Annotated in this window: 29 protein-coding genes; 18 read left to right on the top strand and 11 right to left on the bottom strand. The window is 57.7% G+C overall.

Annotated elements, in window-relative coordinates:
- Positions 1-3: 3 nt before the first annotated feature.
- The gene (locus AC2FH6_RS17515) at positions 4-513 is read left to right on the top strand and encodes a flagellar basal body-associated protein FliL (protein ID WP_271950818.1); all 510 of its coding nucleotides are present in this window, start codon (positions 4-6) and stop codon (positions 511-513) included.
- Positions 514-530: 17 nt separating this feature from the next.
- On the opposite strand, the gene AC2FH6_RS17510 is transcribed toward AC2FH6_RS17515, so the two are convergent.
- The 7 genes from AC2FH6_RS17510 to AC2FH6_RS17480 all read right to left on the bottom strand — a co-directional run bounded on the left by AC2FH6_RS17510 (position 531) and on the right by AC2FH6_RS17480 (position 7,441).
- The gene (locus tag AC2FH6_RS17510) at positions 531-917 is read right to left on the bottom strand and encodes a hypothetical protein (protein ID WP_496703765.1); all 387 of its coding nucleotides are present in this window, start codon (positions 915-917) and stop codon (positions 531-533) included.
- Positions 917-2,002: a flagellar type III secretion system protein FlhB gene (flhB, locus tag AC2FH6_RS17505; protein ID WP_496703764.1), complete on the bottom strand. Its 1,086-nt coding sequence runs from the start codon at positions 2,000-2,002 to the stop codon at positions 917-919. Before flhB ends, AC2FH6_RS17510 begins: the two co-directional genes overlap by 1 nt.
- Positions 1,999-2,772 carry a flagellar biosynthetic protein FliR gene (locus AC2FH6_RS17500; protein WP_496703763.1) on the bottom strand — a complete coding sequence of 258 codons (774 nt, stop codon included), beginning with the start codon at positions 2,770-2,772 and terminating at the stop codon, positions 1,999-2,001. The genes flhB and AC2FH6_RS17500 overlap by 4 nt, the downstream gene beginning before the upstream one ends.
- Positions 2,769-4,796, bottom strand: coding sequence for a flagellar biosynthesis protein FlhA (gene flhA / locus AC2FH6_RS17495; protein ID WP_496703802.1), 2,028 nt, complete (start codon positions 4,794-4,796; stop codon positions 2,769-2,771). The genes AC2FH6_RS17500 and flhA overlap by 4 nt, the downstream gene beginning before the upstream one ends.
- Positions 4,797-4,865: 69 nt before the next feature.
- Entirely contained in the window at positions 4,866-5,480 is a 615-nt protein-coding gene (locus AC2FH6_RS17490; protein ID WP_496703762.1) for a transglycosylase SLT domain-containing protein, read from the bottom strand.
- Between the two features lie 157 nt (positions 5,481-5,637).
- Positions 5,638-6,066, bottom strand: coding sequence for an Lrp/AsnC family transcriptional regulator (locus tag AC2FH6_RS17485; protein WP_142638301.1), 429 nt, complete (start codon positions 6,064-6,066; stop codon positions 5,638-5,640).
- A 55-nt stretch (positions 6,067-6,121) separates the two neighbouring features.
- A complete protein-coding gene (locus AC2FH6_RS17480; protein ID WP_496692719.1) occupies positions 6,122-7,441 on the bottom strand; it encodes an MFS transporter in 1,320 nt (439 codons plus the stop codon).
- Positions 7,442-7,602: 161 nt separating this feature from the next.
- Here AC2FH6_RS17480 and AC2FH6_RS17475 point away from each other — a divergent pair, with 161 nt between their 5' ends.
- From AC2FH6_RS17475 to AC2FH6_RS17445, 7 genes are all read left to right on the top strand, one after another.
- Positions 7,603-8,217 carry a ribonuclease D gene (locus tag AC2FH6_RS17475; protein WP_496703761.1) on the top strand — a complete coding sequence of 205 codons (615 nt, stop codon included), beginning with the start codon at positions 7,603-7,605 and terminating at the stop codon, positions 8,215-8,217.
- Entirely contained in the window at positions 8,214-9,182 is a 969-nt protein-coding gene (locus AC2FH6_RS17470; protein ID WP_142638295.1) for a KpsF/GutQ family sugar-phosphate isomerase, read from the top strand. The genes AC2FH6_RS17475 and AC2FH6_RS17470 overlap by 4 nt, the downstream gene beginning before the upstream one ends.
- Positions 9,183-9,193: 11 nt before the next feature.
- On the top strand, positions 9,194-9,793 hold the full coding sequence (locus AC2FH6_RS17465) for an LPS export ABC transporter periplasmic protein LptC (RefSeq protein ID WP_142638293.1): 600 nt from the start codon (positions 9,194-9,196) through the stop codon (positions 9,791-9,793).
- Between the two features lie 42 nt (positions 9,794-9,835).
- A complete protein-coding gene (locus AC2FH6_RS17460) occupies positions 9,836-10,288 on the top strand; it encodes an LptA/OstA family protein (RefSeq protein WP_142638458.1) in 453 nt (150 codons plus the stop codon).
- The gene (lptB, locus tag AC2FH6_RS17455; RefSeq protein WP_142638291.1) at positions 10,288-11,046 is read left to right on the top strand and encodes an LPS export ABC transporter ATP-binding protein; all 759 of its coding nucleotides are present in this window, start codon (positions 10,288-10,290) and stop codon (positions 11,044-11,046) included. The genes AC2FH6_RS17460 and lptB overlap by 1 nt, the downstream gene beginning before the upstream one ends.
- A gap of 252 nt (positions 11,047-11,298) precedes the next feature.
- Positions 11,299-11,862, top strand: a complete 564-nt coding sequence (gene hpf / locus AC2FH6_RS17450) for a ribosome hibernation-promoting factor, HPF/YfiA family (protein ID WP_271950796.1) — start codon at positions 11,299-11,301, stop codon at positions 11,860-11,862.
- A 60-nt stretch (positions 11,863-11,922) separates the two neighbouring features.
- Positions 11,923-12,387: a PTS sugar transporter subunit IIA gene (locus tag AC2FH6_RS17445; protein WP_142638287.1), complete on the top strand. Its 465-nt coding sequence runs from the start codon at positions 11,923-11,925 to the stop codon at positions 12,385-12,387.
- A gap of 50 nt (positions 12,388-12,437) precedes the next feature.
- On the opposite strand, the gene dalA is transcribed toward AC2FH6_RS17445, so the two are convergent.
- A complete protein-coding gene (gene dalA / locus AC2FH6_RS17440; protein WP_142638285.1) occupies positions 12,438-12,953 on the bottom strand; it encodes a divisome-associated lipoprotein DalA in 516 nt (171 codons plus the stop codon).
- A gap of 168 nt (positions 12,954-13,121) precedes the next feature.
- Here dalA and AC2FH6_RS17435 point away from each other — a divergent pair, with 168 nt between their 5' ends.
- A complete protein-coding gene (locus AC2FH6_RS17435; protein WP_281973577.1) occupies positions 13,122-13,721 on the top strand; it encodes a L,D-transpeptidase in 600 nt (199 codons plus the stop codon).
- A 139-nt stretch (positions 13,722-13,860) separates the two neighbouring features.
- A complete protein-coding gene (locus AC2FH6_RS17430) occupies positions 13,861-14,043 on the top strand; it encodes a hypothetical protein (protein WP_142638281.1) in 183 nt (60 codons plus the stop codon).
- Between the two features lie 75 nt (positions 14,044-14,118).
- Here AC2FH6_RS17430 and hemH read toward each other — a convergent pair whose 3' ends face one another.
- Positions 14,119-15,168: a ferrochelatase gene (hemH, locus tag AC2FH6_RS17425; RefSeq protein ID WP_496703760.1), complete on the bottom strand. Its 1,050-nt coding sequence runs from the start codon at positions 15,166-15,168 to the stop codon at positions 14,119-14,121.
- A 57-nt stretch (positions 15,169-15,225) separates the two neighbouring features.
- The gene (locus tag AC2FH6_RS17420; RefSeq protein WP_496703759.1) at positions 15,226-16,056 is read right to left on the bottom strand and encodes a methyltransferase domain-containing protein; all 831 of its coding nucleotides are present in this window, start codon (positions 16,054-16,056) and stop codon (positions 15,226-15,228) included.
- A 16-nt stretch (positions 16,057-16,072) separates the two neighbouring features.
- Between AC2FH6_RS17420 and AC2FH6_RS17415 the strand changes: the two genes are divergently transcribed.
- Genes AC2FH6_RS17415 through AC2FH6_RS17400 form a run of 4 tightly spaced genes read left to right on the top strand, consistent with a single transcriptional unit; the run spans position 16,073 to position 18,382 of the window.
- Positions 16,073-16,801, top strand: coding sequence for a ComF family protein (locus AC2FH6_RS17415; RefSeq protein WP_281973580.1), 729 nt, complete (start codon positions 16,073-16,075; stop codon positions 16,799-16,801).
- 37 nt (positions 16,802-16,838) lie between these two features.
- A complete protein-coding gene (grxC, locus tag AC2FH6_RS17410; RefSeq protein ID WP_142638273.1) occupies positions 16,839-17,096 on the top strand; it encodes a glutaredoxin 3 in 258 nt (85 codons plus the stop codon).
- The gene (locus AC2FH6_RS17405) at positions 17,096-17,926 is read left to right on the top strand and encodes a carbon-nitrogen hydrolase family protein (protein ID WP_496703758.1); all 831 of its coding nucleotides are present in this window, start codon (positions 17,096-17,098) and stop codon (positions 17,924-17,926) included. The genes grxC and AC2FH6_RS17405 overlap by 1 nt, the downstream gene beginning before the upstream one ends.
- Positions 17,927-17,941: 15 nt before the next feature.
- The gene (locus tag AC2FH6_RS17400) at positions 17,942-18,382 is read left to right on the top strand and encodes a MarR family winged helix-turn-helix transcriptional regulator (protein ID WP_142638269.1); all 441 of its coding nucleotides are present in this window, start codon (positions 17,942-17,944) and stop codon (positions 18,380-18,382) included.
- A gap of 2 nt (positions 18,383-18,384) precedes the next feature.
- On the opposite strand, the gene ubiG is transcribed toward AC2FH6_RS17400, so the two are convergent.
- Positions 18,385-19,131: a bifunctional 2-polyprenyl-6-hydroxyphenol methylase/3-demethylubiquinol 3-O-methyltransferase UbiG gene (gene ubiG / locus AC2FH6_RS17395; protein ID WP_142638267.1), complete on the bottom strand. Its 747-nt coding sequence runs from the start codon at positions 19,129-19,131 to the stop codon at positions 18,385-18,387.
- Between the two features lie 48 nt (positions 19,132-19,179).
- On the opposite strand from ubiG, the gene pip reads away from it, so the two are divergent.
- The 4 genes from pip (at position 19,180) to nusA (ending at position 23,340) form a co-directional block, all read left to right on the top strand.
- Entirely contained in the window at positions 19,180-20,157 is a 978-nt protein-coding gene (gene pip / locus AC2FH6_RS17390) for a prolyl aminopeptidase (RefSeq protein ID WP_496703757.1), read from the top strand.
- Positions 20,154-20,975: an ABC transporter substrate-binding protein gene (locus AC2FH6_RS17385; protein ID WP_282022177.1), complete on the top strand. Its 822-nt coding sequence runs from the start codon at positions 20,154-20,156 to the stop codon at positions 20,973-20,975. The genes pip and AC2FH6_RS17385 overlap by 4 nt, the downstream gene beginning before the upstream one ends.
- 161 nt (positions 20,976-21,136) lie before the next feature.
- Positions 21,137-21,727: a ribosome maturation factor RimP gene (gene rimP, locus AC2FH6_RS17380; RefSeq protein WP_496703756.1), complete on the top strand. Its 591-nt coding sequence runs from the start codon at positions 21,137-21,139 to the stop codon at positions 21,725-21,727.
- Entirely contained in the window at positions 21,727-23,340 is a 1,614-nt protein-coding gene (gene nusA, locus AC2FH6_RS17375) for a transcription termination factor NusA (RefSeq protein ID WP_271950779.1), read from the top strand. The genes rimP and nusA overlap by 1 nt, the downstream gene beginning before the upstream one ends.
- The last annotated feature ends 17 nt before the right edge of the window (positions 23,341-23,357 follow it).

Here is a 23,357-nt window from a genome sequence, read left to right as displayed (position 1 = left end):
ACAATGAAAAAGCTACTTCCTATATTGTTTCTGCTTGTTGGCCTGGGCGGTGGAATTGGTGCGGGAATTGCCATGTCTCCTTCTGGAAAAACCAAAGATGGTGACATGGATAAATCTGCTGCCGCCGAACCCAAGAAAGCCAAGGAGAAGGCCACTAAGACCAAGTCGGACAAAAAGGATACGTCCAGCAAGTATGAATATCTGAAGATGACGAAACAGTTTGTGATCCCGGTCGTGAAGTCCGACCGGATTGCCGCATTGGTCACAATGTCGCTGAGCCTGGAAACCAAACCCGGCGTTGCTGAAACGATTTATGAGTTTGAGCCAAAGTTGAGGGATGGGTTTCTGCAGGTTCTGTTCGATCACGCAAATACCGGTGGTTTCAACGGCAACTTTACGGAATCCGACAATCTGGATTTGGTCCGAAAGGCTTTGCTGCAGGTCGCCAAGAAGGATTTGGGTGATGACGTGCTGCAAGTCCTGATCATGAGTGTTAACCGTCAGGATACTTGAAGCCTGTTTCGGCCCGCTTATTGCCGCGATCGCTTTTTCATAAGCATGTCTCGGCGGGCCTTTTGTTGTTCTTCAATCAGCTGTCCTAGGGCCTGTTTGCGTCCGAACGCTTTCCGCAAGGCTTGCATCTTGGTTAGCTTTTGCGCTCGGACGCGCGCGAGGTCTGTATTGAGTTTTCGTCGGGTTGCCTCTTCCCATCCACGCCACAGAACATCAGTGCCGGTGACCTGATATCCATCAGCTTGGCCGCTGTTTTGTAGGGTCTGCTGAAGCTGTGCGTCCAATCGGCTCAGTTTTTGCAAAATCTCGGCCTCGGCTTCGATATATGGGCGCAAGGTCTGTTGCTCTTTTTGGAAGGCCGCGTCGGATAAACGCTTCAGATCGGTAAGTCCGGTAAACCGCATCAAATTCTGTCCTTCGCGCGCTTGCGCATGGCTTCGGCAAAGCGAATGGCCGCAGCGACAGGGCGATAGTGTTCGGGGGCGATCTCATTCCCGATTTCGACGGTCGCATGGAGCGCCCGCGCGGTGGGGGGATCCGAGTGGATCGGAACCCCGGCCTCGGCCGCCGAGGCGCGGATGGCGGCTGCAATCTGGTCGACGCCTTTCGCCACGCAGATCGGTGCCGACCCGGCCGTCCGCTGCCATTTGAGAGCAACCGCATAATGGGTCGGGTTCACGATGACCACATCCGCGGTTGGGACATCGGCCATCATCTGATTTGTCGCAATTTCCTGCGCGCGCTGGCGGCGCTGTTGTTTGACATGCGGGTCGCCTTCGGCGTCTTTGGTCTCGTCCTGAATTTCTTTGCGGGACATCCGGTTTTTGCGCATATGTTCGGAGTATTGCCACATATAGTCGACGACTCCGATGGCCAGTGCGATGGTGACGACGATGAAGAGGAACCGGAATAAAAGATTCATCATCAAGACGATCGACGATTGCGGCGGCGCAGCGCTGGCGGTCAGAATCTCGGGCAGGTTGGCGCGCAGAAACATGAACAGGCAGACGCAGTAAATCAGCAGCTTCGCAAAGCTTTTGGCAAATTCGAACAGACCGCCGCGCCCGAATTTGTTCTTGGCGTTGGAGAGAATAGAAATTCGAGACAGCTTGGGCTGCAGCTTGCTGGGGGCAAAAACCAGGGCCTTTTGGGCGATCAGGCTCAGCAGAACCGCAGTGGCGGGAACAACAAATATGGTTGCCATCGAGATTGCGGCCTTGCCAAGCATCCCTCCCACCAGACCGTCAGCCGGGCCATCCGTCAACATGGTGCCGATCTTGTCGGATTGGTCGATCAGAACGACAAACAATGTTCCCAGATGCTGAACACCAATCTTGCCTGCCAAAAGCAAACCTATGAGCAGCCCGACATAAGCCGCGACAACAGACAGGTCGTTTGACTTGGCGACCTCACCCTTTTCCCGTGCTTTCAGAAGCTTTTGCGGCGTCGGGTCGTATGACTTGTCGCTGTCGTCGTCCTGTCCGCTCATCTCGGATCTTTCAGCGGGTTCTGCATGAAATCAAACAGGGCATCGGACCAGACCGACAGGATCAGAGGCGCACCGGCGAACAGCAGGAACAGCCCCGCAAACGTGATGGCCGGGGCACCGATAAATGCCACCATCAGCTGTGGCATGGCGCGGTTGATGACACCAAGCGCAAGGTTGTAGATCAAAGAGGCAATCACAAAAGGTATCGCCAGTGCGAATGCCAGGCTGAAACTGTACGAGACCCGTTCCACGCCCCATTGGGACAAATCCGGAGCTGCGGGCATGGCGCCGGTGGGAAACAGATCGTAGCTGTGGATCAAGAACTCTGCCAAACGGATGTGCAGGCCAAGTAGTACAGCAAGGGCCAACCCGGCCAGCGTCAGCAGATAGCCCATGGCCGGAACCGGATCAGCCGCTGCCCCGCCCAGAATTTGCGAGAGTGACGTTGCCTGTGCGGCGATGGACCCTGCCGTCTGCAGGGTCAGAACAAAGATGCGCAGCGCCATCCCCAGCGCCATTCCGACAAGAATTTCGGTGGTGATCAGCTGGACCATGGACAGGAATTCGGGATCGAATTCCTTTGTCGGCACTGCCGGCGCCACGATCAACGTAAAGGCAACGGCAGTGCCAAGTTTGACACGGGTGGGGATGCTGCGTTCTCCGAATGCAGGCATCAAGGATACCATTGCCGAAACGCGCAGGAAAACACCGAAGAAATGCCAGGCCCCAGAGCCCAGGTGCGGCAAGAGTTCGGGTGGGAGGGCGATCATGCGGGTACCGTGCCTACAAGTGCGGGCCGCGCCTCGAGCCCGATTTCCTCAAATGACAAAACCGGATTGGACACGCCGCGCGCATGCATGATCGTACGCAGCAGCCTGCGGCGCCGGGTCGAGGTCACGACCGCAGGAAAGATACCATGGTCGGCGGAATGCGAGACACTGTCCACCACGCCGTCCGCAAGCTTGTTGAACAGGTTCGGCGGCAGGGCGACATCCAGCCCGGCATTGGGCGCATCGACCTGATAGGTGGCAAATGTGTCTTCCCATTCCGGTGCCAGCTGGATCAGCGGGATCGACCCGTCTTCGCGTTTCATGTCAGCCACAAGCTGGAACCCAAGTCGCTGCCGCACCAGTTCGCAAATCCCCTCGGGTTGGGTGGTGGTCAGGCGCGCTTCGGCGATGCTTTCGAGGATAAGCGCCAGATTGCGTATCGAAACCCGTTCGTCCAGCAACAGGCGCAGGACTGCGTGAAGCGTGTCGATTGGAACCTTGTCGGGGATCAACTCGTCTAGCATTTTCCGGTTTGCCTCGGCCCGGACCGGGTCGCTGAGCCGGGCCATTTCTGATAGCAGCCTGCGTAGCGCCTTCAGCGTCAACAGACGCGAGAAGTTCTGTTTGATGATTTCCAGCAGATGCGTGGCCAGTATTTCCGGGGGTGAGACAATCGTAGCGCCGCTCATAGCTGCGGCCTCTTGATCCTTGGGCAGGATCCAACGTGCAGGCGCACCATAGACGGGTTCGGTTACATCCCTCCCCTCGGGCAAAAGATCGTGCCCGTCCTGAACAAGCGCCAAGATCAGATCGGGGTTCAGGGCACCGCGGGCCTGTTCCACGCCGTGCACCTTGATCACATATGTCCCCATCGGCAGCTCGGCCCGATCGGTCAGACGGATATCGGGCAGGATCAATCCAAAGGTCGAGGCGACATAGGTCCGCATATTCGCAATGCGTGCATCCAGTCCGGTGCCCTGGTTCAGGACCATGCTGACCAGATCCGGTGCGAATTCCAGGTGAACATCATCGAGGTCGAGAATATCGCCAATCGCTTGTGATACCGCTTCGTCTGCCTCGGTCGACGCGGTTTGTGCCGGAGTTTCTCGCTGGTGCTGTTTTCGGTGCACCGCATAGGCGGCGTAGCCCAAAACGCAGGCCCCTAGAATAAAGGGCAGAAACGGCAGACCCGGAACCAGGGCGAACAGCACCATCAGACCGGCAACAGTGCCCAGCGCGGCCGGGTGGCGCCCCAGTTGCGATAAGATGGCGGTGTCAGTTGCGCCCTGCGTGCCACCACGTGCCAGAAGCAAAGCGGAGGCGATCGAGATGATCACAGCCGGTATCTGCGAGACTAAGCCATCGCCAACAGTCAGGATGGCGTAGGTTTCGAACGCCGATGACACCGGCATCCCATGCACGATCACGCCCATGACCAGACCCATGACCAGATTCAGCAGGGTGATCAAAAGCCCGGCAACCGCGTCTCCTTTGACGAATTTCGACGCCCCGTCGAGCGAGCCAAAAAAGGTGGTTTCCTGTTGTTCCCGTTCGCGCCGTTCCTTGGCCTCTTGATGATCGATGGCGCCCGCGGACATATCGCTGTCGATGGCCAGCTGTTTCCCCGGCATCCCATCCAGGGCAAATCGCGCACCAACTTCGGCCATGCGGGCCGCGCCTTTGTTGATGACCATAAAGTTCACGATCAACAGGACGCCGAACACGACAAGGCCCAGGAATATGCTGCCGCCCATGACGAAGCTTGCGAATCCCTCGATCACATCGCCGGCGGCATTGGGGCCGGTGTGCCCCTGACCGATAATCAGCTTGGTCGATGAGACGTTCAACGACAACCGGAGCATCAATGACCCCAGAAGGATGGTCGGGAAGGAAGAGAAATCCAGCGGCCGCTCGATAAACAGGGTCAGCGTGAAAATCAGGATCGCCAGGGCGAAGGACGTGGCCAGCCCGACATCCAGGACCCAGGACGGCATGGGCAGGATCATCATTACGATGACGGTCATCAACGCAAGCGCCAGCAATACAGTCGGAGAAAACAGGGAGCGGACGTCAAGTCTGGGCACGTAATTCTCCTAGTTGAAGATGATAAAGGCTGTTTGGGTGTCCGATGCGGGCATCAAAGAGCCCATCGCACCGGTCGGAAACTGGGTCGTTTGCACCGGAAACAGCGGTGTGGCGGATTGTGTGAAGGGATCACGCGACATGCGGGCAGTTTGCACCGCCGTGCCCGGGTCAAGCTGAGCATGAACAATCTGGTAGCGGCTGGAATAGGTCTTGGCCAAAGCCGGGGTTCGCGAGTGGTAGGCACCTGCCGCTGCCGACCATGACCCAAGTTCGGCGTAAAGCTGTTTCAGAAACTGCGCCGCGTAGCTGGCGTTAGTCTCGGGGTCGAACATGGCATCGATCGACTGAAAGGCCTGCCCGTGCCAGCGATAGCTGATTTGAAAGCACCCGATATCAAAGCTGCGCTTTCCGGCTTGGAAAATATCCGCGACATAGGCTTTAGCCTCCTGCTCAGATTGGAACCAATGGCCGCGCCCTTCGACATTGATTGCCCATGGCCAAGGCTCAAGTCGGCCTTTGATCGCGCGGCCAGTTTCAACCCGCGTTATGGCACGCAAAACATCAAGCGGTATGTCTTGGGCGAGGGCCGCGCGGCGGGCGGCCTGATCACATGTCTGAGACATCCGGGCCTCCGCGCCCGCAAAGCTCTGACGCGCTGCCGGAAGCAACGCAACACATGCTATGACAATGAATAGGCGATTTGGCATTCTGCCGGTCCGGGATTCTGATCAATCCGGGCCACGCTAGCCTTGCCTTGGTTTACAGAGGGTTATCAGTCAATCAGATTCGATCAATCCGCCGGCCAAAAACAACGCTCGTATTGGTGCGTAGAACACCGGGGATTCGTGCCAGATCATCAACGAGAATATCCAGATCCTCGATCCTTGGCGCGTCAGCGGTCAACAGCAGGTCAAAGTCACCGTTGATCGAAAGACAGAGTTTAACCTCGGGATAGGCCTCGAGCCGCTTGATGATACGGGTGGTTTCCTTCTGTTGGACCTCGAGCAGAACGACAACCTGGACGCGGGGGGCATCTTCGGGGCTGTTCAGGATCACGGAATAGCCGGCAATGATGCCGCGTTCTTCCATCCGGCTGATGCGTTCATGCACGGTTGTCCGGGCAACGCCCAGTTTTGCCGCGATTTTTGTGGTCGACTCGCGGGCATTATGTTGCAGGACTGAGATGATGCGGCGGTCAAGCTGATCCATTGGCGCTCCGGTGCGGGTCTTGTTTTTCCGGTTTAGGGCAAAACGGCAGCAGGGCTCAAGGCTCACGCGGGATACGGGGGTGCAGGTCGTCTATTATGACGGGATGAGCATGCGGTGGCGGGCCGGCCATGTGCGGGTGGTCACGCGGCAGGTCAGGATGGTCGTGGATCACCGAATGCAGATCAGAACGCGGCCAAAGGGTGACCGCACCGATAATACCCAGAAAGGACATCGCCGCCATAAAGCTCAGGGCGGTTGTGGCCCCAAACAGGGTCATCAGCCCGCCTGCCAGAGGATACAGCACCAGCCAACAGCAATGAGACAGCGTGAATTGGGCCGCAAAGACGGCGGGGCGGTCTTCGGGATGGGCCGAGCGGGTCAGCAGGCGGCCAGACGGAGTCAGCGTGGTGGAATAGCCAAAGCCAGCTAGGGCCCACAAAACGATTAACAGACCCAAAGACAGCGGGGTTGTCGCAAATATCGCGGCGGCCCCGGCCATGGTGGTGCAGCACAGAAGGGCGCCGGCCAACATGACCTTTCGATCCTCGATCCGGTCCAGCATCCGGGGCAGGATAAAAGCGGCAAGCATAGAGCCGCCACCAAAACCGGCCAGCGCAGCGGCAACGGCGCTTTCCGACAGCCCCAGATCTGATCGCACGATGACCACAGTGTTGACGATAACCATTGAGCTGAGTGCCGCCGCGCTCCAACTCAGGGCAAGAAGGCCCCGCAGCCGGGGTGTGTTCAAATAGATGCGTATGCCACGTGTTGTCCGTTCGTATATCCCGCGCGGCTTACTTGGTTTGGGTGATGGCAAAGCCACCGACACCACCAGCAGCGCCGAAGCGACAAATCCCAGGGCGGTGCCCCAGAACAGGCTGTTGAAGCTGACCAACAACAACAGGGCTGCGGCGAATACGGGGCTTAGCAGGCTCTCCAGATCATATGCCATCCGCGATAGGGACAGGGCGCGGGTGTATTCGCGCTCATCTGTCAGTACATCGGGGATTGTAGCCTGAAATGCAGGGGTAAATCCGGCCGAGGCGGATTGCAGCACGAAAATCAGGACATAGACCTGCCAGACCTCGGTCACAAAAGGCAGACACAGCGCGACAGCCGCACGGATCAAGTCAAGCACCACCAACATCTTGCGCCGGTCCAGCCGCTCGGCAAACGCGGCTGCCAATGGCGCAACCGTGACATAGGCCACCATTTTGATGGTCATCGCGGTGCCCAACACCAGCCCGGCCGCATCCCCTGCCAGTTCAAAGGCCAACAGACCCAGCGCGACCGTGGCCAGCCCAGTGCCCGTCAGGGCAACGATCTGCGCGGCCAACAGGTGGCGATAGGTCCGGTTTCTAAGAACGCTTAACATTGATTGATATCTGCCGCAGTCTAAAGGCTCTGTCACCCCAAACCTTCGTTTAGGTCTTAACCAATTGCGACAGCGGCAACCGGCTGGCGTACAGGGATGGCGTTGAGTTTAGGGAATAAAGCGCCTATCTCGGTGGCGATACCGCGCAAAGGAATACTCGGGTGGCTAACTATTTGTACAAAAACGACCTGCCGGACGGGTTGGATATGGGGCCGGTGGTGGCCATTGACTGTGAAACCATGGGTCTAAACCCGCATCGCGACCGCCTCTGCGTGATCCAGATGTCGGGCGGCGATGGCAATTCGCATATCGTTCAGGTCGAAAAGGGCCAGACCGAGGCACCGAACTTGTGTGCCATGCTGGAAAACCCGGATGTGCTGAAACTGTTCCATTTTGGCCGTTTCGACATTGCCGCGATGTATCACGCCTTTGGTGCGTTAGCCGCGCCTGTCTATTGCACCAAGATCGCCAGCCGTCTGGTGCGCACCTATACCGACCGGCACGGGCTGAAAAACCTGTGCAACGAGTTGATCGGCGTCGATATCTCGAAACAGCAGCAGATGAGCGATTGGGGCGCCGAAACGTTGAGCGAGGCGCAGCTGGACTATGCCGCCTCGGATGTTCTGTATCTGCACCGCCTGCGGGAGGAGTTGAACAAGCGCCTGGCGCGAGAGGGCCGGACCGAGATGGCGCAGGCCTGTTTTGACTTCTTGCCGATGCGTGCGAAACTCGATCTCGCCGGTTGGCCAGAAACGGATATTTTTGCGCACTCATGACTGATACCGAAGCATTTCTGAGAACCGCCCGTCAGGTGGTGACAGACGAGGCCCGCGCGCTGGAGGTACTGGCCGACGGTCTGGATGAACATTTTGCCCAAGCGGTTCAGCTGATTTTGCAGGCCTCGGGCCGCATCATCATCAGCGGCATCGGCAAGTCGGGTCATATCGGGCACAAGATCGCGGCCACACTGGCCAGCACCGGTACACCGGCCTATTTCGTGCACCCGGCCGAGGCCAGCCATGGCGATCTGGGCATGGTTTCAAAAGGCGATGTGGTTCTGGCCATCTCGAATTCGGGCGAAGCGCCAGAGCTTGCCAACCTGCTGGCTTTTACCCGCCGCTTTGGCATTCCACTGATTGGCCTGTCCAGCAAGCCGGAAAGCACGCTGATGAAACAGGCAGACGTGCATCTTTTGATCCCTTCACTGGGCGAGGCCTGCGGCTATGGCATGGTGCCTTCGATTTCCACGACGTTGACTTTGGCCATGGGCGACGCGCTGGCGATAGCGTTGATGAAGTATCGCAACTTCAAACCCGAAGATTTTCGCGCCTTTCATCCCGGTGGAAAACTAGGTGCACAGCTGAGCACGGTGCAGGATCTGATGCACAAGGGCGATGCGTTGCCGCTGGTTTCGGTCGGAACACCCATGAGCGATGCGCTGATCGAGATCAGCCGCAAGGGCTTTGGCGTTGCCGGGGTTGTCGATCCGCAAGGTCAGGTGGTGGGCATCATCACCGATGGCGATCTGCGGCGTCATATGGAGGGCTTGCTGGGCAAAACGGCCGAGCAGGTGATGACGCAGAACCCAACAACCATCCCGCCCGGCGCGTTGGCCGAAGAGGCGGTGGCCATCATGAATGACCGCAAGATCACCTCTTTGTTTGTGGTCGAGGAGGGCAGTGATCGCCAGGCCTTGGGCGTGCTACATATCCACGATTGCCTGCGCGTTGGTTTGGGGTAGAGGGGCGTTCGATGGACGGACATTCCCGGATGGTGCAATTTCTAAAGGTGTTGCTGCCTTTGGCAGCCATTGTGCTGCTGTCGACGGTTTTCCTGCTGTCACGCAGCATCGAAACCAGCGTGTCCGTTCCGTTTACCCAAAAAGACATAGATGAACGTCTGGCCGACCAAGTGGTGACCCAACCCCATTATCTTGGAACAACCAGAAAAGGCGAGGAAGTTCAAATTCAGGCGGCCCAAGCGACCCAGGGGCGCGAAGGGTCATTGCCCACGACTGCCGAATTTAGAGGGCGGTTGGGATTGTTGAATGGCGGCGTCATAACGATGGATTCAAATTCCGGTATGATCCGCCCGGACAAGAATTCCGCAACGTTTGTTGGGGATGTCCTGATAACGACGACGGACGGAATTCAGGTCAGAACTGATCTTCTAAATACCTCTCTGGATGAAATCCGCGGCGACACTCCGGGTCAGGTCGATGGCACCGGCATCATCGGAGATTTTTCCGCGGGACGGATGACATTTGGAACCGAAAAAAAGGATGGGCCGGTCCATATTCTTTTTACAGATGGTGTTAAGCTGGTATACGAGCCTGAAAAAACAGAAAGATAAGCCGTGATTGATTTGCGATTTGCTGTTGTTAGTTTTGCGCTGATGGTCGGTGCCTTTTCGGCGTCGGCACAGGAAACGCAGGTCGCCTTCGGGTCAGCCAAGGCGGATCCAAGCCAGCCGGTCGAGGTCACCTCGGAATCTCTAAACGTCAATCAAGAAGACGGCACGGCCGAGTTTATCGGTAACGTCCTGATCGTGCAGGGTGAGATGCGCCTGACCGCCGAGCGGGTCCTAGTCATCTACAACGCCGACAGGTCCGGAATCGAGCGGATGGAGGCGACAAATGATGTGGTTCTTGTCAGCCCGCCTGATGCAGCCGAAGGCGACTGGGCCGAATACACAATCGACTCGGGCGAAATCGTGATGCGCGGAAATGTGCTTTTGACGCAAGGCCCCAGCGTTATCAGCGGCGATCAGATGAATGCCAATCTGACGACCGGAACGGCAAAGATGACTGGCCGCGTCAAAACCATTCTGAATCCGGATAGCAACTGATGGAGCGTCCGAATTTGTCTGTGGCCGAAGGCGGTTCCGGCCTCAGGATCGAGAAATTGCGGAAATCATACCGTAAGAAGACCGTGATACGCGAAGTCTCGATGACGTTGGGCCGGTCCGAGGTGGTTGCCTTGTTGGGTCCGAACGGATCAGGCAAGACCACAACGTTCTATTCGGTCGCCGGGCTTGTCTTTCCCGAAGCTGGCACTGTGACCATTGACGGCCAAAACGTGACGACCCTGCCGATGTATAGGCGCGCGCGGCTTGGGATCGGATATCTGCCACAAGAGATGTCGATTTTCCGCGGGATGAGTGTCGAGGACAACATTGCCGCCGTTCTGGACATCACCGTGAAGCACAGCCATCGCAGGAAAGAGCGGCTGGAAGAGCTGTTGTCCGATTTTTCGATCGAACATCTGCGCCGCGCCCCGGCATTGGCATTGTCCGGCGGCGAGCGTCGCCGTGTCGAAATTGCCCGTTGTCTTGCGGCTGATCCGAAATATCTGTTGCTGGACGAGCCATTTGCTGGCGTAGACCCGATCAGCGTCGGCGATATCCGCCATCTGGTAGCGGACCTGAAAAAGCGCGGCATCGGCGTGCTGATCACTGACCATAACGTGCGCGAAACACTGGAAATCGTGGACCGGGCCTATATCCTGCATGATGGTCAGGTGCTGATGTCGGGTACGCCGGATGAAGTCGTCGAGAACGAAAATGTCCGCCGGGTCTATTTGGGCGAAAACTTCCGTATTTCATAGGCTTGCGCGGAATTGCGCCCAGCGCATGGCTGAAATCACGTATATACACGCCTGTTTTGATTGACTCTGCCGCCGTCTCTTGCCTCAATTGGGTTATGGCATTTCTTCAGTTCCAGTCGGGATCGCGGTGCACCTTTGCTAAGGGGTACGTTTCTCAGCAACTGCGGAATATGCCGATATCCCCCACCCGATAAAAACACGTGCGCTGCGTAACGCAGCGTCAAAATGGGTGTGAATTGTGAAGGAGATCACATGCGTTACCAAATTAGCGGAAAACAGATCGACATCGGCGAGGCGCTGCAGACCCATGTGCAGACCGAGCTAGGGGAGGTTGTTGGAAAATATGCCCAGCGCCCGACCGACGCCAATGTCGTCTTTTCCCGTTCTGCGCATGAGTATGTTTGCGAAGCCACCGTGCATCTTTCGACCGGCCTGACTGCGCAGGCCAAGGCCCACGCTATCGAAATCTACGCAGCATTCGAGGCCTGCTGTGACAAGATGGAAACGCAGTTGCGCCGGTATAAGCGCCGCCTCAAGGACCATCACAAGGACCGATCCGAGCCGGTTGAACTCTTTGGTGCTTCCTCTTATATCCTCGCCTCTGACGAATCAGAGTCGGCTGATGAACCTGAAACGCTGCAGCCGATGATCGTGGCTGAGATGGAAACCAAGATCCCATCGTTGAGTGTTGGTGAAGCCGTAATGCAGATGGAACTAGCCGGCGCCCCGGTGCTGGTGTTCCGGAATGAAAACAAGGACGGATTGAATGTCGTGTATCGCCGTGAGGACGGCAACATTGGCTGGATTGATCCGTAACAGGCAAGAATAGCAAGGCAAGCCCCTGCGCAAGCGGGGGCAAGGCCATGGAGCGTGATCATGGAGCTTTCGAGCATACTGAAGCCCGAGGCGGTACGTGTATTGTCCGCCGCTTCCAGCAAGAAGCGGTTGTTTCAGGAAATCGGCGATGTTGCCGAGGGGGCCCTTGGTCTTGACGCGCAGGTTGTTGTGGATGGCCTGCTCGAGCGGGAGAGCCTTGGCCCAACAGGCGTTGGTCATGGAGTTGCCCTGCCACATGCGCGGCTGGGTGATCTGGCCGAAGTGGCTGGCGTTTTCGTAATGCTGGAAAAGCCGATTGATTTCGGTGCGGTAGACCGCCAGCCGGTTGATGTCGCTTTTGCGTTGTTTGCCCCGGAAGAGGCAGGTGTGGACCACCTAAAGGCGCTTGCACTGGTGTCCAGAACGCTGCGCAATACGTCGGTTTGCGCAAAGCTGCGCGCCAATCCTGATCCGGTCAAGCTCTATGCAATTTTGACCGAGGCGCAGTCGGTCCAGGCGGCTTAACTGCCCCAAAGGCAATAAAAAAGCCCCCGGTTTTCGGGGGCTTCTGCGTTTTAACCGCCGGTTCCCATTTCCAGGGTCCACCAGATTTTCCCGCCGTTCTCCTGGTGCCAGGCAAAGCCCATCTGAGTGGCTTTGGCATCCATGATGACATTTCGCGGTCCGGGTTCCTGCATCCAGGCGGCCAGCGTTTCGGTCTCGGTCTCATAGGTTTCCGAGATCGCCTCGCCGAGGAAGGTGCCGTAATAGCCGACGCGCGTCGCCCGATCCAACGGCGAAGATCCGTCCGAGCCAAAGTGCCAGGGCCGATTCTGTCGCGCCATATCCTTGGAATGGGTGGCGGCCGCGGCATTGAGCTGAGCATTCAGTTGTACCGGCTGAAGGCCCGATGCCTGGCGGAGGGCGTTAACCGAATCCAACATCCGGAATTGCAGCTTTTCTGGATTGCCACGGATCTTGTACACCGTTGGCAGGGGGCGCCCATCTGCCCCATAGGTTGGGGATCCACCCGGCGTACAGGCGGCCAGTGCAATAAAGCTAGCAAACAGTAATGAAATGATGCGCGTCATGATCGACCTGATTATTGTGTTGCCATACGGCATAGCGTGACAGAAGGCTGTGGGCAAACGCACAATGGCTTTGTTCTGCGTGATTCTGCCGGTTTCAATTGCGACTGAAGCATTCTGGCAATAAAATGCACAGGATTTTTAGATTTTCTGTGAAAAGGACCTGCGATCATGGTCAAGAAAAGCATTACTCATACAACCCGACGCGGATTCGTCGCGGGTGTCTCGGCTCTGGTCGCCTCGCCTGCGATTGCCCAATACACCCCCGGAGACCCGCTGCGCCCCGCACCCGAGGACGAACCCGCGGTGCGCCGTAACATCTCTGGCTTCAGGGCGCTGGACTGGCAGCCCTATTTTTCCAACACGAAAAACGGCGCTATCCTTGTCGATACAGTATCGCGGGCGCTGCATTACTGGTCTGACGATCAATCGGTGTACAAACTATACCCGTCGTCGGTTCCCCTGACCGAAGAGCTGACGCGCCGCGGCCGGACCAGCGTGATCCGCAAGGTCGAAGGCCCAAGCTGGTCGCCAACACCTTCGATGAAGAAAAGAAATCCGGAATGGCCAGACTATATCCCGCCGGGTCCGGATAACCCATTGGGAACACATGCTTTATATCTAAGCTGGAAATATTACCGAATTCACGGAACCCATGATACGCGCAAAATCGGGCGTCGATCTTCGAATGGGTGCATCGGTCTTTTCAACAACGATATTGCCGAACTGTTCTCAATGGCCAAGGTTGGCACGCAAGTGTTGCTAATTTGACGACATTTCCGCGCAGGTACCCGCTTGTGACGCAACTTCCATTTGCATTCCAGTTGGATAGCTGATTAGAAAAAAACACGAGGTAAGTCTTGAGTGCATGGTTTCACTATACGGAACCGTGCGTATCCTGGAGGTTAATATGAAGAAACTCGTTCTCGCCGCTGCACTGACTGCTGCTGCTTCGACCGCTTATGCAGGCAACCTGGAAGAGCCGGTTGTTGAAGCACCTGTTGTTGTTGAAGAAACTCAGGGTTCGTCAAACGGCATCATCCTGCCGCTGATCCTGTTGGTTGTTGTTGCCGCAGCTGTTGCAGCAAGCTAATTCGACAAGCGATATCTAAAGAAAAGGCGGTGGAGCTTTCCACCGCCTTTTTTTGCGCCTAGTCGACTGGGTGGCTTAGTCCAGCCAACCCTTCAAATTATCCTCGATCACCTTGCCCAGGGCCGCTATGTGCGATTCGTCATCGTTCAGGCATGGGATATAGGTAAAGCTTTCGCCGCCCGCGTCCTCGAAACTCTCTTTGATCTCTTCGTTGATCTCTTCCAGCGTTTCGATGCAATCGGCGGAAAACGCTGGTGCGATAACGGCGATCTTCTTCTTACCCTGTTTTGCCAGCTCGGCCACGTGGTCGACCGTATATGGCTTGAGCCATTCTTCCGGGCCGAATCGTGACTGGAAGGTCGATACAAGCTGGTCGTTCGACCAGCCCAACCTTTCTTTCAGCAACCGAGTCGTTTTTGCGCATTGGCAGTGATAGGGGTCGCCTTGTTGCAGGTAGCGTTCCGGCATGCCGTGGTAGGAACAGACCAGTATGTCCGGTTTGTCCACCATCGCGGCATAGGCCTTTTTAACCGAGCCCGCCAATGCGTCGATATAGGCGGGTTCGTCAAAATAGGCGGGCACGGTGCGGCTGGCGGGTTGCGACGTTTCATCCATCAGGGCGCGGAAAAACTGATCATTGGCCGTGGCCGTCGTAGCGCCTGCGTATTGCGGGTAAAGCGGAAAGAACAGAACCCGGTCGCAACCTGCCGCGACCATTTCCCGGACTTTTGATTTTGTCGATGGGTTGCCGTAGCGCATGCAGAATTCCACCATGACCTTGTCGCCATAGCGTGCCTGCATCGCGTCACGCAATTTGGCGGTCTGGTCCTTGGTAATCGTCATCAGCGGGCTTTCGCCCTTGTCGTGGTTCCAGATCGACTTGTACGCCTCACCCGAGCTGAAGGGCCGTTTGGTCAGGATGATCCCCTGCAGGATTGGCTGCCATTTCCACTTGGGATAGTCGATCACGCGCTGGTCCGACAGAAACTCGTTCAAATAACGGCGCATGGGCCAATAGCTGTAATCGTCGGGGGTGCCGAGATTGGCCAGCAGGATGCCGACGCGGCCCGTTTTGACTTTGGGGTGATCCGCCGGGGCATGATCGGGGCGTGTGGCGTCAAACATGTTTCACTTCCTGAGATGTCTTTGCTTCGGGCTGAGATAACCGGAATTCCGTATTCGTCAATCGGACAGTTTGCCTTCGCTTGCACCCAGAGCATCCGCAAGCCGCATCTGGGCCGAGCCCGGACGCAGCGGTTTTGGCTGGCTTTCATCGGGCGACCAGCCGGTTAGGCAGACCAGCTCGAATGTCGCCTTGAGGCGTTTTTGATCAGTGCTGAAATGATTGGCATAGATGTCTTGCGCCCGGGCAAAGACCTGCCGGTTTGTGGGGTGTTTCATGCGGTTTTGCAGGCTGTTGGTTTCACCCATTGCCCGCAGGTCATGCATCAGGTGGGTCAGATCGCGATATTCCGCCGTCAATCGCGCGGTATCAGCAACCGGCAGGGCCAGTCCGGCGCGTTGCAGTAACCCGCCCAGATCGCGCAGCTCGGCCATAGGCGCGATGCGGGGGCTGAGGCCGCCCGTGACCTCAACCTCGGCCTGCCCAAGTGCGGCGCGCAGTTCCCGCAGGGTTTCACCGCCCAGACAGATCACCAGCAACAGCCCATCAGGTTGCAGCGCGCGGTGACACTGGATCAACTGCCCAACCGGATCATTGGTCCAGTGCAGAGCCATGGCATGGATCACCAGATCATGGGCACCGGGAGTCAGGTCCAGCACCTCGTTATCCGGGATGATCCGCGCCATTGGCAACACATCCTGCCAGACTTGCGCAAAAGGGGTCACGATCGCCGGGTCCGTAAAGCTTTTATTAACCAAGGCGAGCCGATCCTGAACCTCGTCAACTGCGGCGCGGTGCAAGAACAAGGCATCTTCCCGTGCGCGGGACCGACGCCGTGCAAGGATTGCGCGGTCGAACAGTGAGGGTGCGTTGGAATCAGGCAGTTTCATAGGGCGCAACTATCGCATGTGGCAGCGGATTCAAACCGCTGTCCAGATGATCTATCCCCCGCGCTGTCTGGGATGCGGTGATTTGACCGAGTCGGATTTCGGCCTCTGTGGCTCCTGTTGGCGTGAAACGCCCTTTATCGGTGGCGCTGTATGTGAAAGCTGCGGCGTGCCCTTGCCGGGTGAGGCCGATGGCCACCGAATCGAATGTGATGACTGTATGAAAACGCCGCGCCCCTGGCGCGATGGGCGGTCTGCGCTTTTGTATGATGGCAAGGCGCGATCCCTGATTCTGGCTCTGAAACATGGGGACCGGCCCGAGCTTGCACGCCCTGCGGCGCGCTGGATGGCCCTGGCGGGTCGGGATTTGTTTCGCGAGGACATGCTGATCGCGCCGGTACCGCTGCATTGGTCCCGGTTGCTGAAACGCAGGTACAACCAATCCGCCCTGTTGGCACAGCATCTGGGGCGGCAAACCGGGTTGGAGGCCTGTCCGGACCTTCTGGTCCGACGGACAAGAACGCCTGTTTTGGATGGAAAAACAGCCGCACAGCGCATGGAAACGCTGGAGAATGCGATTGCAGCGCATCCCAGGCGGCTTCGGCAGATGCAGGGGCGCGATATTCTGCTGGTCGATGATGTCATGACATCAGGCGCAACATTGACCTCATGTGCACGTGTCTGTCGTGCATCCGGGGCAAATCATATTTTTGTGTTGACCCTAGCGCGCGTTGCCAAGGATACCTAACTCGCCCAGGATTGTGCGAAACCCAAAGGTACGGAATATGAAATCGGTAGAAATATATACCTCGCCGCTCTGTGGCTTCTGTCACGCTGCAAAACGGCTGCTGAATCAGAAGGGCGTCGAGTTTCAGGAAGTCGATGTGCTGAGGAACCCAAAACGCAAACCTGAAATGATCCAGCGCGCCGGTGGCAAGCGGACCGTACCCCAGATCTTTATCGGATCGCAGCATGTGGGCGGATGCGACGACCTGTATGAGCTGGAACGTCAGGGCAAGCTGGACGGTTTGCTGGCGGCCTGATGAAGAGCGCCCTGCTTCAGATCACCTCGTCGGATGATCCGGCTGAAAACCTGAAAATGGTGCGCGCCCTGATGTCCGAAGCGGCAGGGCAGGGTGCGCGGTTCGTTCTGACGCCCGAGGTGACGAATTGCGTGTCCACCTCGTCCACACGGCAGCGGGAAATTCTGCAATACGAAGAAGATGACCTGACACTTGCGGGGCTGCGCGAGCAGGCCGCGAGCCTGGGGATCTGGTTATTGATCGGCTCGTTGGCGATCAAAACACATGATGCGGATGGTCGGTTTGCCAATCGGTCTTTCATGATTGATCCTCAGGGGCAGATCGTGGCGTGGTATGACAAGATCCATATGTTCGACGTGCAGGTGTCCGAGGCCGAGACGTTTCGCGAGTCCAAAAACTACCGTCCCGGCACACGGGCGGTCATATCCGAGACAGATTTCGGCAAGGTGGGTCTGAGTATATGTTATGATATCCGCTTCCCCAAACTATACGCATCTCTGGCGCAGGCTGGAGCGCGCATTCTGACGGTTCCAGCCGCTTTTTCACCGGTCACGGGTGAGGCCCATTGGAAGTCGCTGTTGCGGGCGCGGGCGATTGAAAACGGATGCTGGGTGTTGGCCCCGGCGCAGACCGGTGAACACCCTAAAACCAGGGGAAAGACCCGCAAAACCTACGGTCACAGCATGGTCGTTGCCCCATGGGGAGAGGTCGTCATCGACGCAGGGACCGATCAGGGCATTCACTTTTTCAATTTGGATGATAGTTCTGTTACAGAAGCACGAAGCCGCGTGCCTTCGCTGACACATGTCCGTCCCTTTGACGGCCCCTGATCCAGAATCTGGACTATGACAAACGATACCAATGCCCTCGCGGTCACGCTGTTCAGCGAGATCCTGACCGCAGACCAGTTATTGCGGAACCGGCTCAGCCGGGTGCTGCCCAGGGGCATGGAAATTTCGCATTTCTCGGTTTTGAACCATCTTGTCTTTGTCGGCAACGAACGCAGCCCGGCACAGCTAGCCGATACGTTTCACGTGACCCGAGGTGCCATGACCAATACCTTGGCCAAGCTGGAATGGGCCGGATATATCCACATCCGCCCCGACTGGGACGACGCCCGCCGCAAGATGGTCGCCATCAGCCCCGCTGGGCGGAGTGCTCGGGATCAGGCGATCTCCTCTATTGCGCCGCTGATCAATCGCGTGGTCGGAGAGCTGGGGCTGGAGCGGGTGCGCAGCACGCTGCCCGTGCTGCGGGATTTGCGATTGCAGTTGGAGGGGGAATAGGTTCACCCCGGCTTCACGCTCGCCGTCACATAATTCACGCTCAAATCCCGGTCAGAGATCGACCAGCTCCATAGTATCGGGTTGAACACGAAACCCTTGCGGTCCACCGGGTCCAACCCGGCTTGACGCAACAGGTCGAACAACTCGTCAGGGGTGATGAACTTGTTCCACTCATGCGTGCCGCGCGGCAGCCAGCGCATGATCACCTCGGCACCAAAGATAGCCATCGCATAGGATTTCGGGTTGCGGTTGATGGTCGAACAAATCTCAAGTCCGCCTGGTTTCAGCAAATCCCGCGTGGCTGTCAGAAAGCTGAGCGGGTCGGCCACATGTTCGACCACCTCCATGTTCAGAATCACATCAAACTGCTCACCTGCGGCGGCCATAGCCTCGGCAGTGGTGTGGCGATAGTCGATCCCAAGCCCCGATTGCTCGGCATGGATGCGGGCGACGGGCAGGTTGCCCTCGGCGGCATCGGCGCCCACGACCTCAGCGCCAAGGCGAGCCATGGGTTCGCTCAGCAAGCCTCCTCCACATCCGATATCCAGCAGGCGCAGGCCCTCGAACGGGCGCGGGGCCTTCAGATCACGGTCAAATTCGCCTGCGATTTGCTGTGTGATATAATCCAGACGACAGGGGTTCAGCATATGCAGGGGCTTGAATTTCCCATGCGGGTCCCACCATTCGGCGGCCATCGCCTCGAATTTTGCGATCTCGGACGGGTCTACCGTGTTCGGATGCGCTTGCATTCCTGTCTCCGTATGCTCTTTTACGTTTAAGGACTATATAGGGCCATAATGGACAAGTACCCGGACCAAAAGCGCGCAGTGCAATATCTTTACCCGCCGATCGACCCGTTCGATCAGCGCATGGTCGATGTGGGCGATGGTCACCTTATCTATATGGAACAATGCGGCAATCCGGATGGCCTGCCGGTGGTCGTGTTGCACGGAGGCCCAGGTGGCGGATGCAGCCCCGCAATGCGGCGCTATTTCGATCCGGACGTCTTTCGGGTGATTCTGTTTGATCAGAGAGGCTGTGGACGCTCGCGCCCGCACGCGTCGGTCACAGACAACACAACCTGGCATCTGGTGGCCGATATCGAACGGCTGCGCACCCTGTTGAACATCAGTGATTGGGCCGTTTTCGGTGGAAGCTGGGGCGCAACCCTGGCGTTGATCTATGCGCAGGCGCATCCCGACCGGGTGAATAGGCTGATATTGCGCGGCGTGTTTCTGGCAACGCAGGCCGAGCTGGACTGGTTCTATGGTGGTGGCGCGGGCAAGTTCTGGCCCGAGCAATGGTCCAAGTTCACCGCTCTGCTCTCCGAGACTGAGCTTTCCGACACGATTGGGGCCTATAACAAACGTCTGTTCTCAGGGGATCGGGCGACTGAGGTTCTGTACGGACGGGCCTGGTCCGCCTGGGAAAATTCGCTGGCGTCAATCCATTCGAACGGATCCACCGGAGAAAGCCCGGGTGAGTATGCGCGCGCCTTTGCCCGGCTTGAGAATCACTATTTCATCAATCGGGCTTTCCTTGATCAGGACGGGCAGATTCTGGAGCAGATGGATCGGATCGCTCATATTCCCGGCCATGTCGTTCAGGGGCGCTATGACATGATCTGCCCACCGCATTCTGCTTGGAACCTGGCCGAGCGCTGGCCGAATGTCGAATTGAAGATGGTCCGTCAGGCGGGCCATGCCCTGTCTGAACCCGGCATCAGTGCCGAACTGGTCCGCATTATGAACCGCGTGGCCGAGGGGGTAGCATGACCCGCATTGACCGCCGCGCGTTGTTTGCATCAGGTGCCGCTGCGGCGCTGTTGGCCGCAACAGGTGCGTCACTGGCGAATACGCCCAAGCCGGGCGGAACCCTGCGGCTTGCGGTGCCGCGTGACGACAGTCTTGAACAAGTTGCACGGGGGGCGGTGTTTGACACGCTGACCGAAATCGCACCGGACGGTACCTTGCGAGGTGAGCTGGCAACAGGATGGCAGACCGATACGGATGCCCGGATCTGGACGTTTGATCTGCGCGATGATGCGGTGTTCCACGACGGCGTAGCATTGGATATCGCTGATGTGATGGCGGTTTTGGCCGAAGTCGGGCGCGCCGAAGCGCTGGCCCCTAACCGGCTGCATCTTGAACTGTCCAAACCTAATCCCGGCCTGCCTTTCCTGCTGGCCGAAAGTCAATTTGTCATCCCGCGGGCTGGTCAGAGCGTCAAACCGCTGCAGATCGCCAATGGCACCGGATGCTACCGTGTCGAACGGGCTGAGGATGATCGCCACTTTCTGGGCCGCAAAGTTGTTGACCATTATAAGAGCACTCAGGCCGGCTGGGCGGATGCTTTTGAGATTATCGTCATTCCTGATGCCCGCGTCCGGGCCGAAGCATTGCGGGATGGCTATGTGGATATTGCTGCCCTGCCATCATCCGAAGGCTTGAATGGGCTGCGCGGTCTGCGCCTTCACCCCAGCGAATCGGATATTGCGCTGGCGGCGGCTGCTCATGTTGGTATGCCCCAGCAGATCGGTGGCGCGCGCGCGCTGGACGACGGACGCATCGCTGAACGGTGGTGGTTGGCGTAAATTCCGGTCAGGGTTCCTGCCGGGGGTTGCAGACTCGGGAAACCCTGCGTATATGCAGTTGCAACAGCGGCGTGTCAGACTTCTGGTCTGGGGCTCCACCGGGAATTTCGACGGGCCGCGCGCCCGTTTTTTTGTGCCCGACTGACAGGGTAGAGTAGCTGATGACAAACGAACTGATAGCCAAAGCTGCCATTGATCGGAGACTGGCCGAGATCATCACCCCAGTGATCGAAGATCTGGGGTATGAGCTGGTCCGTATCCGCCTGATGAGCGGCAAGCAGACCACCTTGCAGATCATGGCCGACAAGCCCGATGGTGGCATCGAAGTGGATGATTGCGCCGAGATATCGAACGCAGTCAGTGCCACGTTGGATGTCGAAGATCCGATCCTTGACGCCTATGCGCTGGAAGTGTCCAGCCCCGGCATCGACCGGCCTCTGACACGTCTCAAGGATTTTGAGATGTTCGAGGGCTATGAGGCAAAGATTGAAACCACCGAACTGATCGACGGCCGTCGCCGCTTCAAAGGTGAGCTGGCCGGGACCGAAGGTGATGAGGTTTTGATCAATATCTCCGAGGGAGATGAGACGATCACCATCGGCTTGCAGTTTGACTGGCTAAGCGATGCCAAGCTGGTCCTGACCGATGATCTGATCAAAGAGATGCTGCGCCAGCGCAAGGACGCCGGTGCCCTGAACGAAAACGCTTTCGACGAGATTGAGACCGAAGGGTCCGAAGAGGAGACGAACTGATGGCAATCACCTCAGCCAACCAGCTGGAGCTGCTGCAGACCGCCGAGGCCGTGGCCCGCGAAAAGATGATCGACCCCGGTCTGGTTGTCGAAGCGATGGAAGAATCGCTCGCCCGTGCCGCCAAAAGCCGCTACGGCGCCGAGATGGATATTCGCGTCAGCATCGACCGCAAGACCGGTAAAGCGACCTTTACCCGCGTCCGCACCGTGGTTGAGGATGAAGAGCTTGAGAACTATCAGGCCGAGATGACCGTCGAGCAGGCCAAGCAATACATGGAAGCGCCGGAAGTCGGTAGCGTCTATGTCGAAGAAGTGCCTCCGGTCGAAATGGGCCGGATCGCGGCGCAATCCGCTAAGCAGGTGATTCTGCAAAAGGTTCGCGAAGCCGAGCGCGATCGCCAGTACGAAGACTTCAAGGATCGCGCAGGTACCATCATCAACGGTGCGGTCAAGCGCGAAGAGTTCGGCAATGTCATCGTCGATCTGGGCGGTGCCGAGGCTGTTCTGCGCCGCAACGACAAGATTGGCCGCGAAAGCTATCGCCCCAATGACCGTGTGCGCGCCTATATCAAGGAAGTTCGTCGCGAGGTTCGTGGCCACCAGATCTTCCTGTCGCGCACCGCGCCTGAATTCATGGCTGAACTGTTCAAGATGGAAGTGCCGGAAATCTATGACGGCATCATCGAGGTCAAAGCTGTTGCTCGTGATCCCGGATCGCGCGCCAAGATCGCTGTCATTTCCTATGACGGCTCGATCGACCCTGTCGGTGCCTGCGTTGGTATGCGCGGCAGCCGTGTGCAGGCCGTCGTGAATGAACTGCAGGGTGAAAAGATCGACATCATTCCATGGAACGAAGATCAGCCCACCTTCCTGGTGAATGCGCTGCAGCCTGCCGAGGTGTCCAAGGTTGTTCTGGATGAAGAAGCGGGCAAGATCGAAGTTGTGGTTCCCGAAGAACAGCTGAGCCTTGCCATTGGCCGTCGCGGTCAGAATGTGCGTTTGGCCAGCCAGCTGACCAATCTGGACATTGATATCATGACCGAGGCCGAAGAATCGGCGCGCCGTCAGAAAGAATTCGAAGCCCGCACCAGCCTGTTCATGGAAAGCCTGGATCTGGACGAGTTCTTTGCGCAACTACTGGTCTCGGAAGGGTTTACCAACCTGGAAGAAGTCGCTTATGTCGAGCTTGACGAGCTGTTGGTCATTGACGGCGTCGACGATGGCACCGCGCAGGAACTGCAGACCCGTGCGCGTGAACACCTGGAAGCACAGGCCAAAGCGGCGCTGGATGCAGCGCGTGAGCTGGGTGTCGAGGACAGCCTTATTGAATTCGAAGGTCTGACACCCCAGATGGTAGAAGCGCTGGCCAAGGACGACGTGAAAACGTTGGAAGATTTTGCCACCTGCGCTGACTGGGAACTGGCTGGTGGTTGGACCACAGTTGATGGTGAGCGTATCAAGGATGACGGCGTTCTGGAGCCTTTTGGCATAACGCTGGAAGAGGCGCAGGATCTGGTCATGACCGCACGCATCATGTTGGGCTGGGTTGATCCTGCCGAACTGGAGCAGGCTGAAGAAGACGGCGTAGCGGCCGACGAGGAAGCCGAGGCCTGATCGCAGGCTTCGGGTGG

Source organism: Ruegeria sp. CDSC045 (genome assembly GCF_059610725.1).
This window is presented reverse-complemented; position numbering and strand designations above follow the sequence as displayed.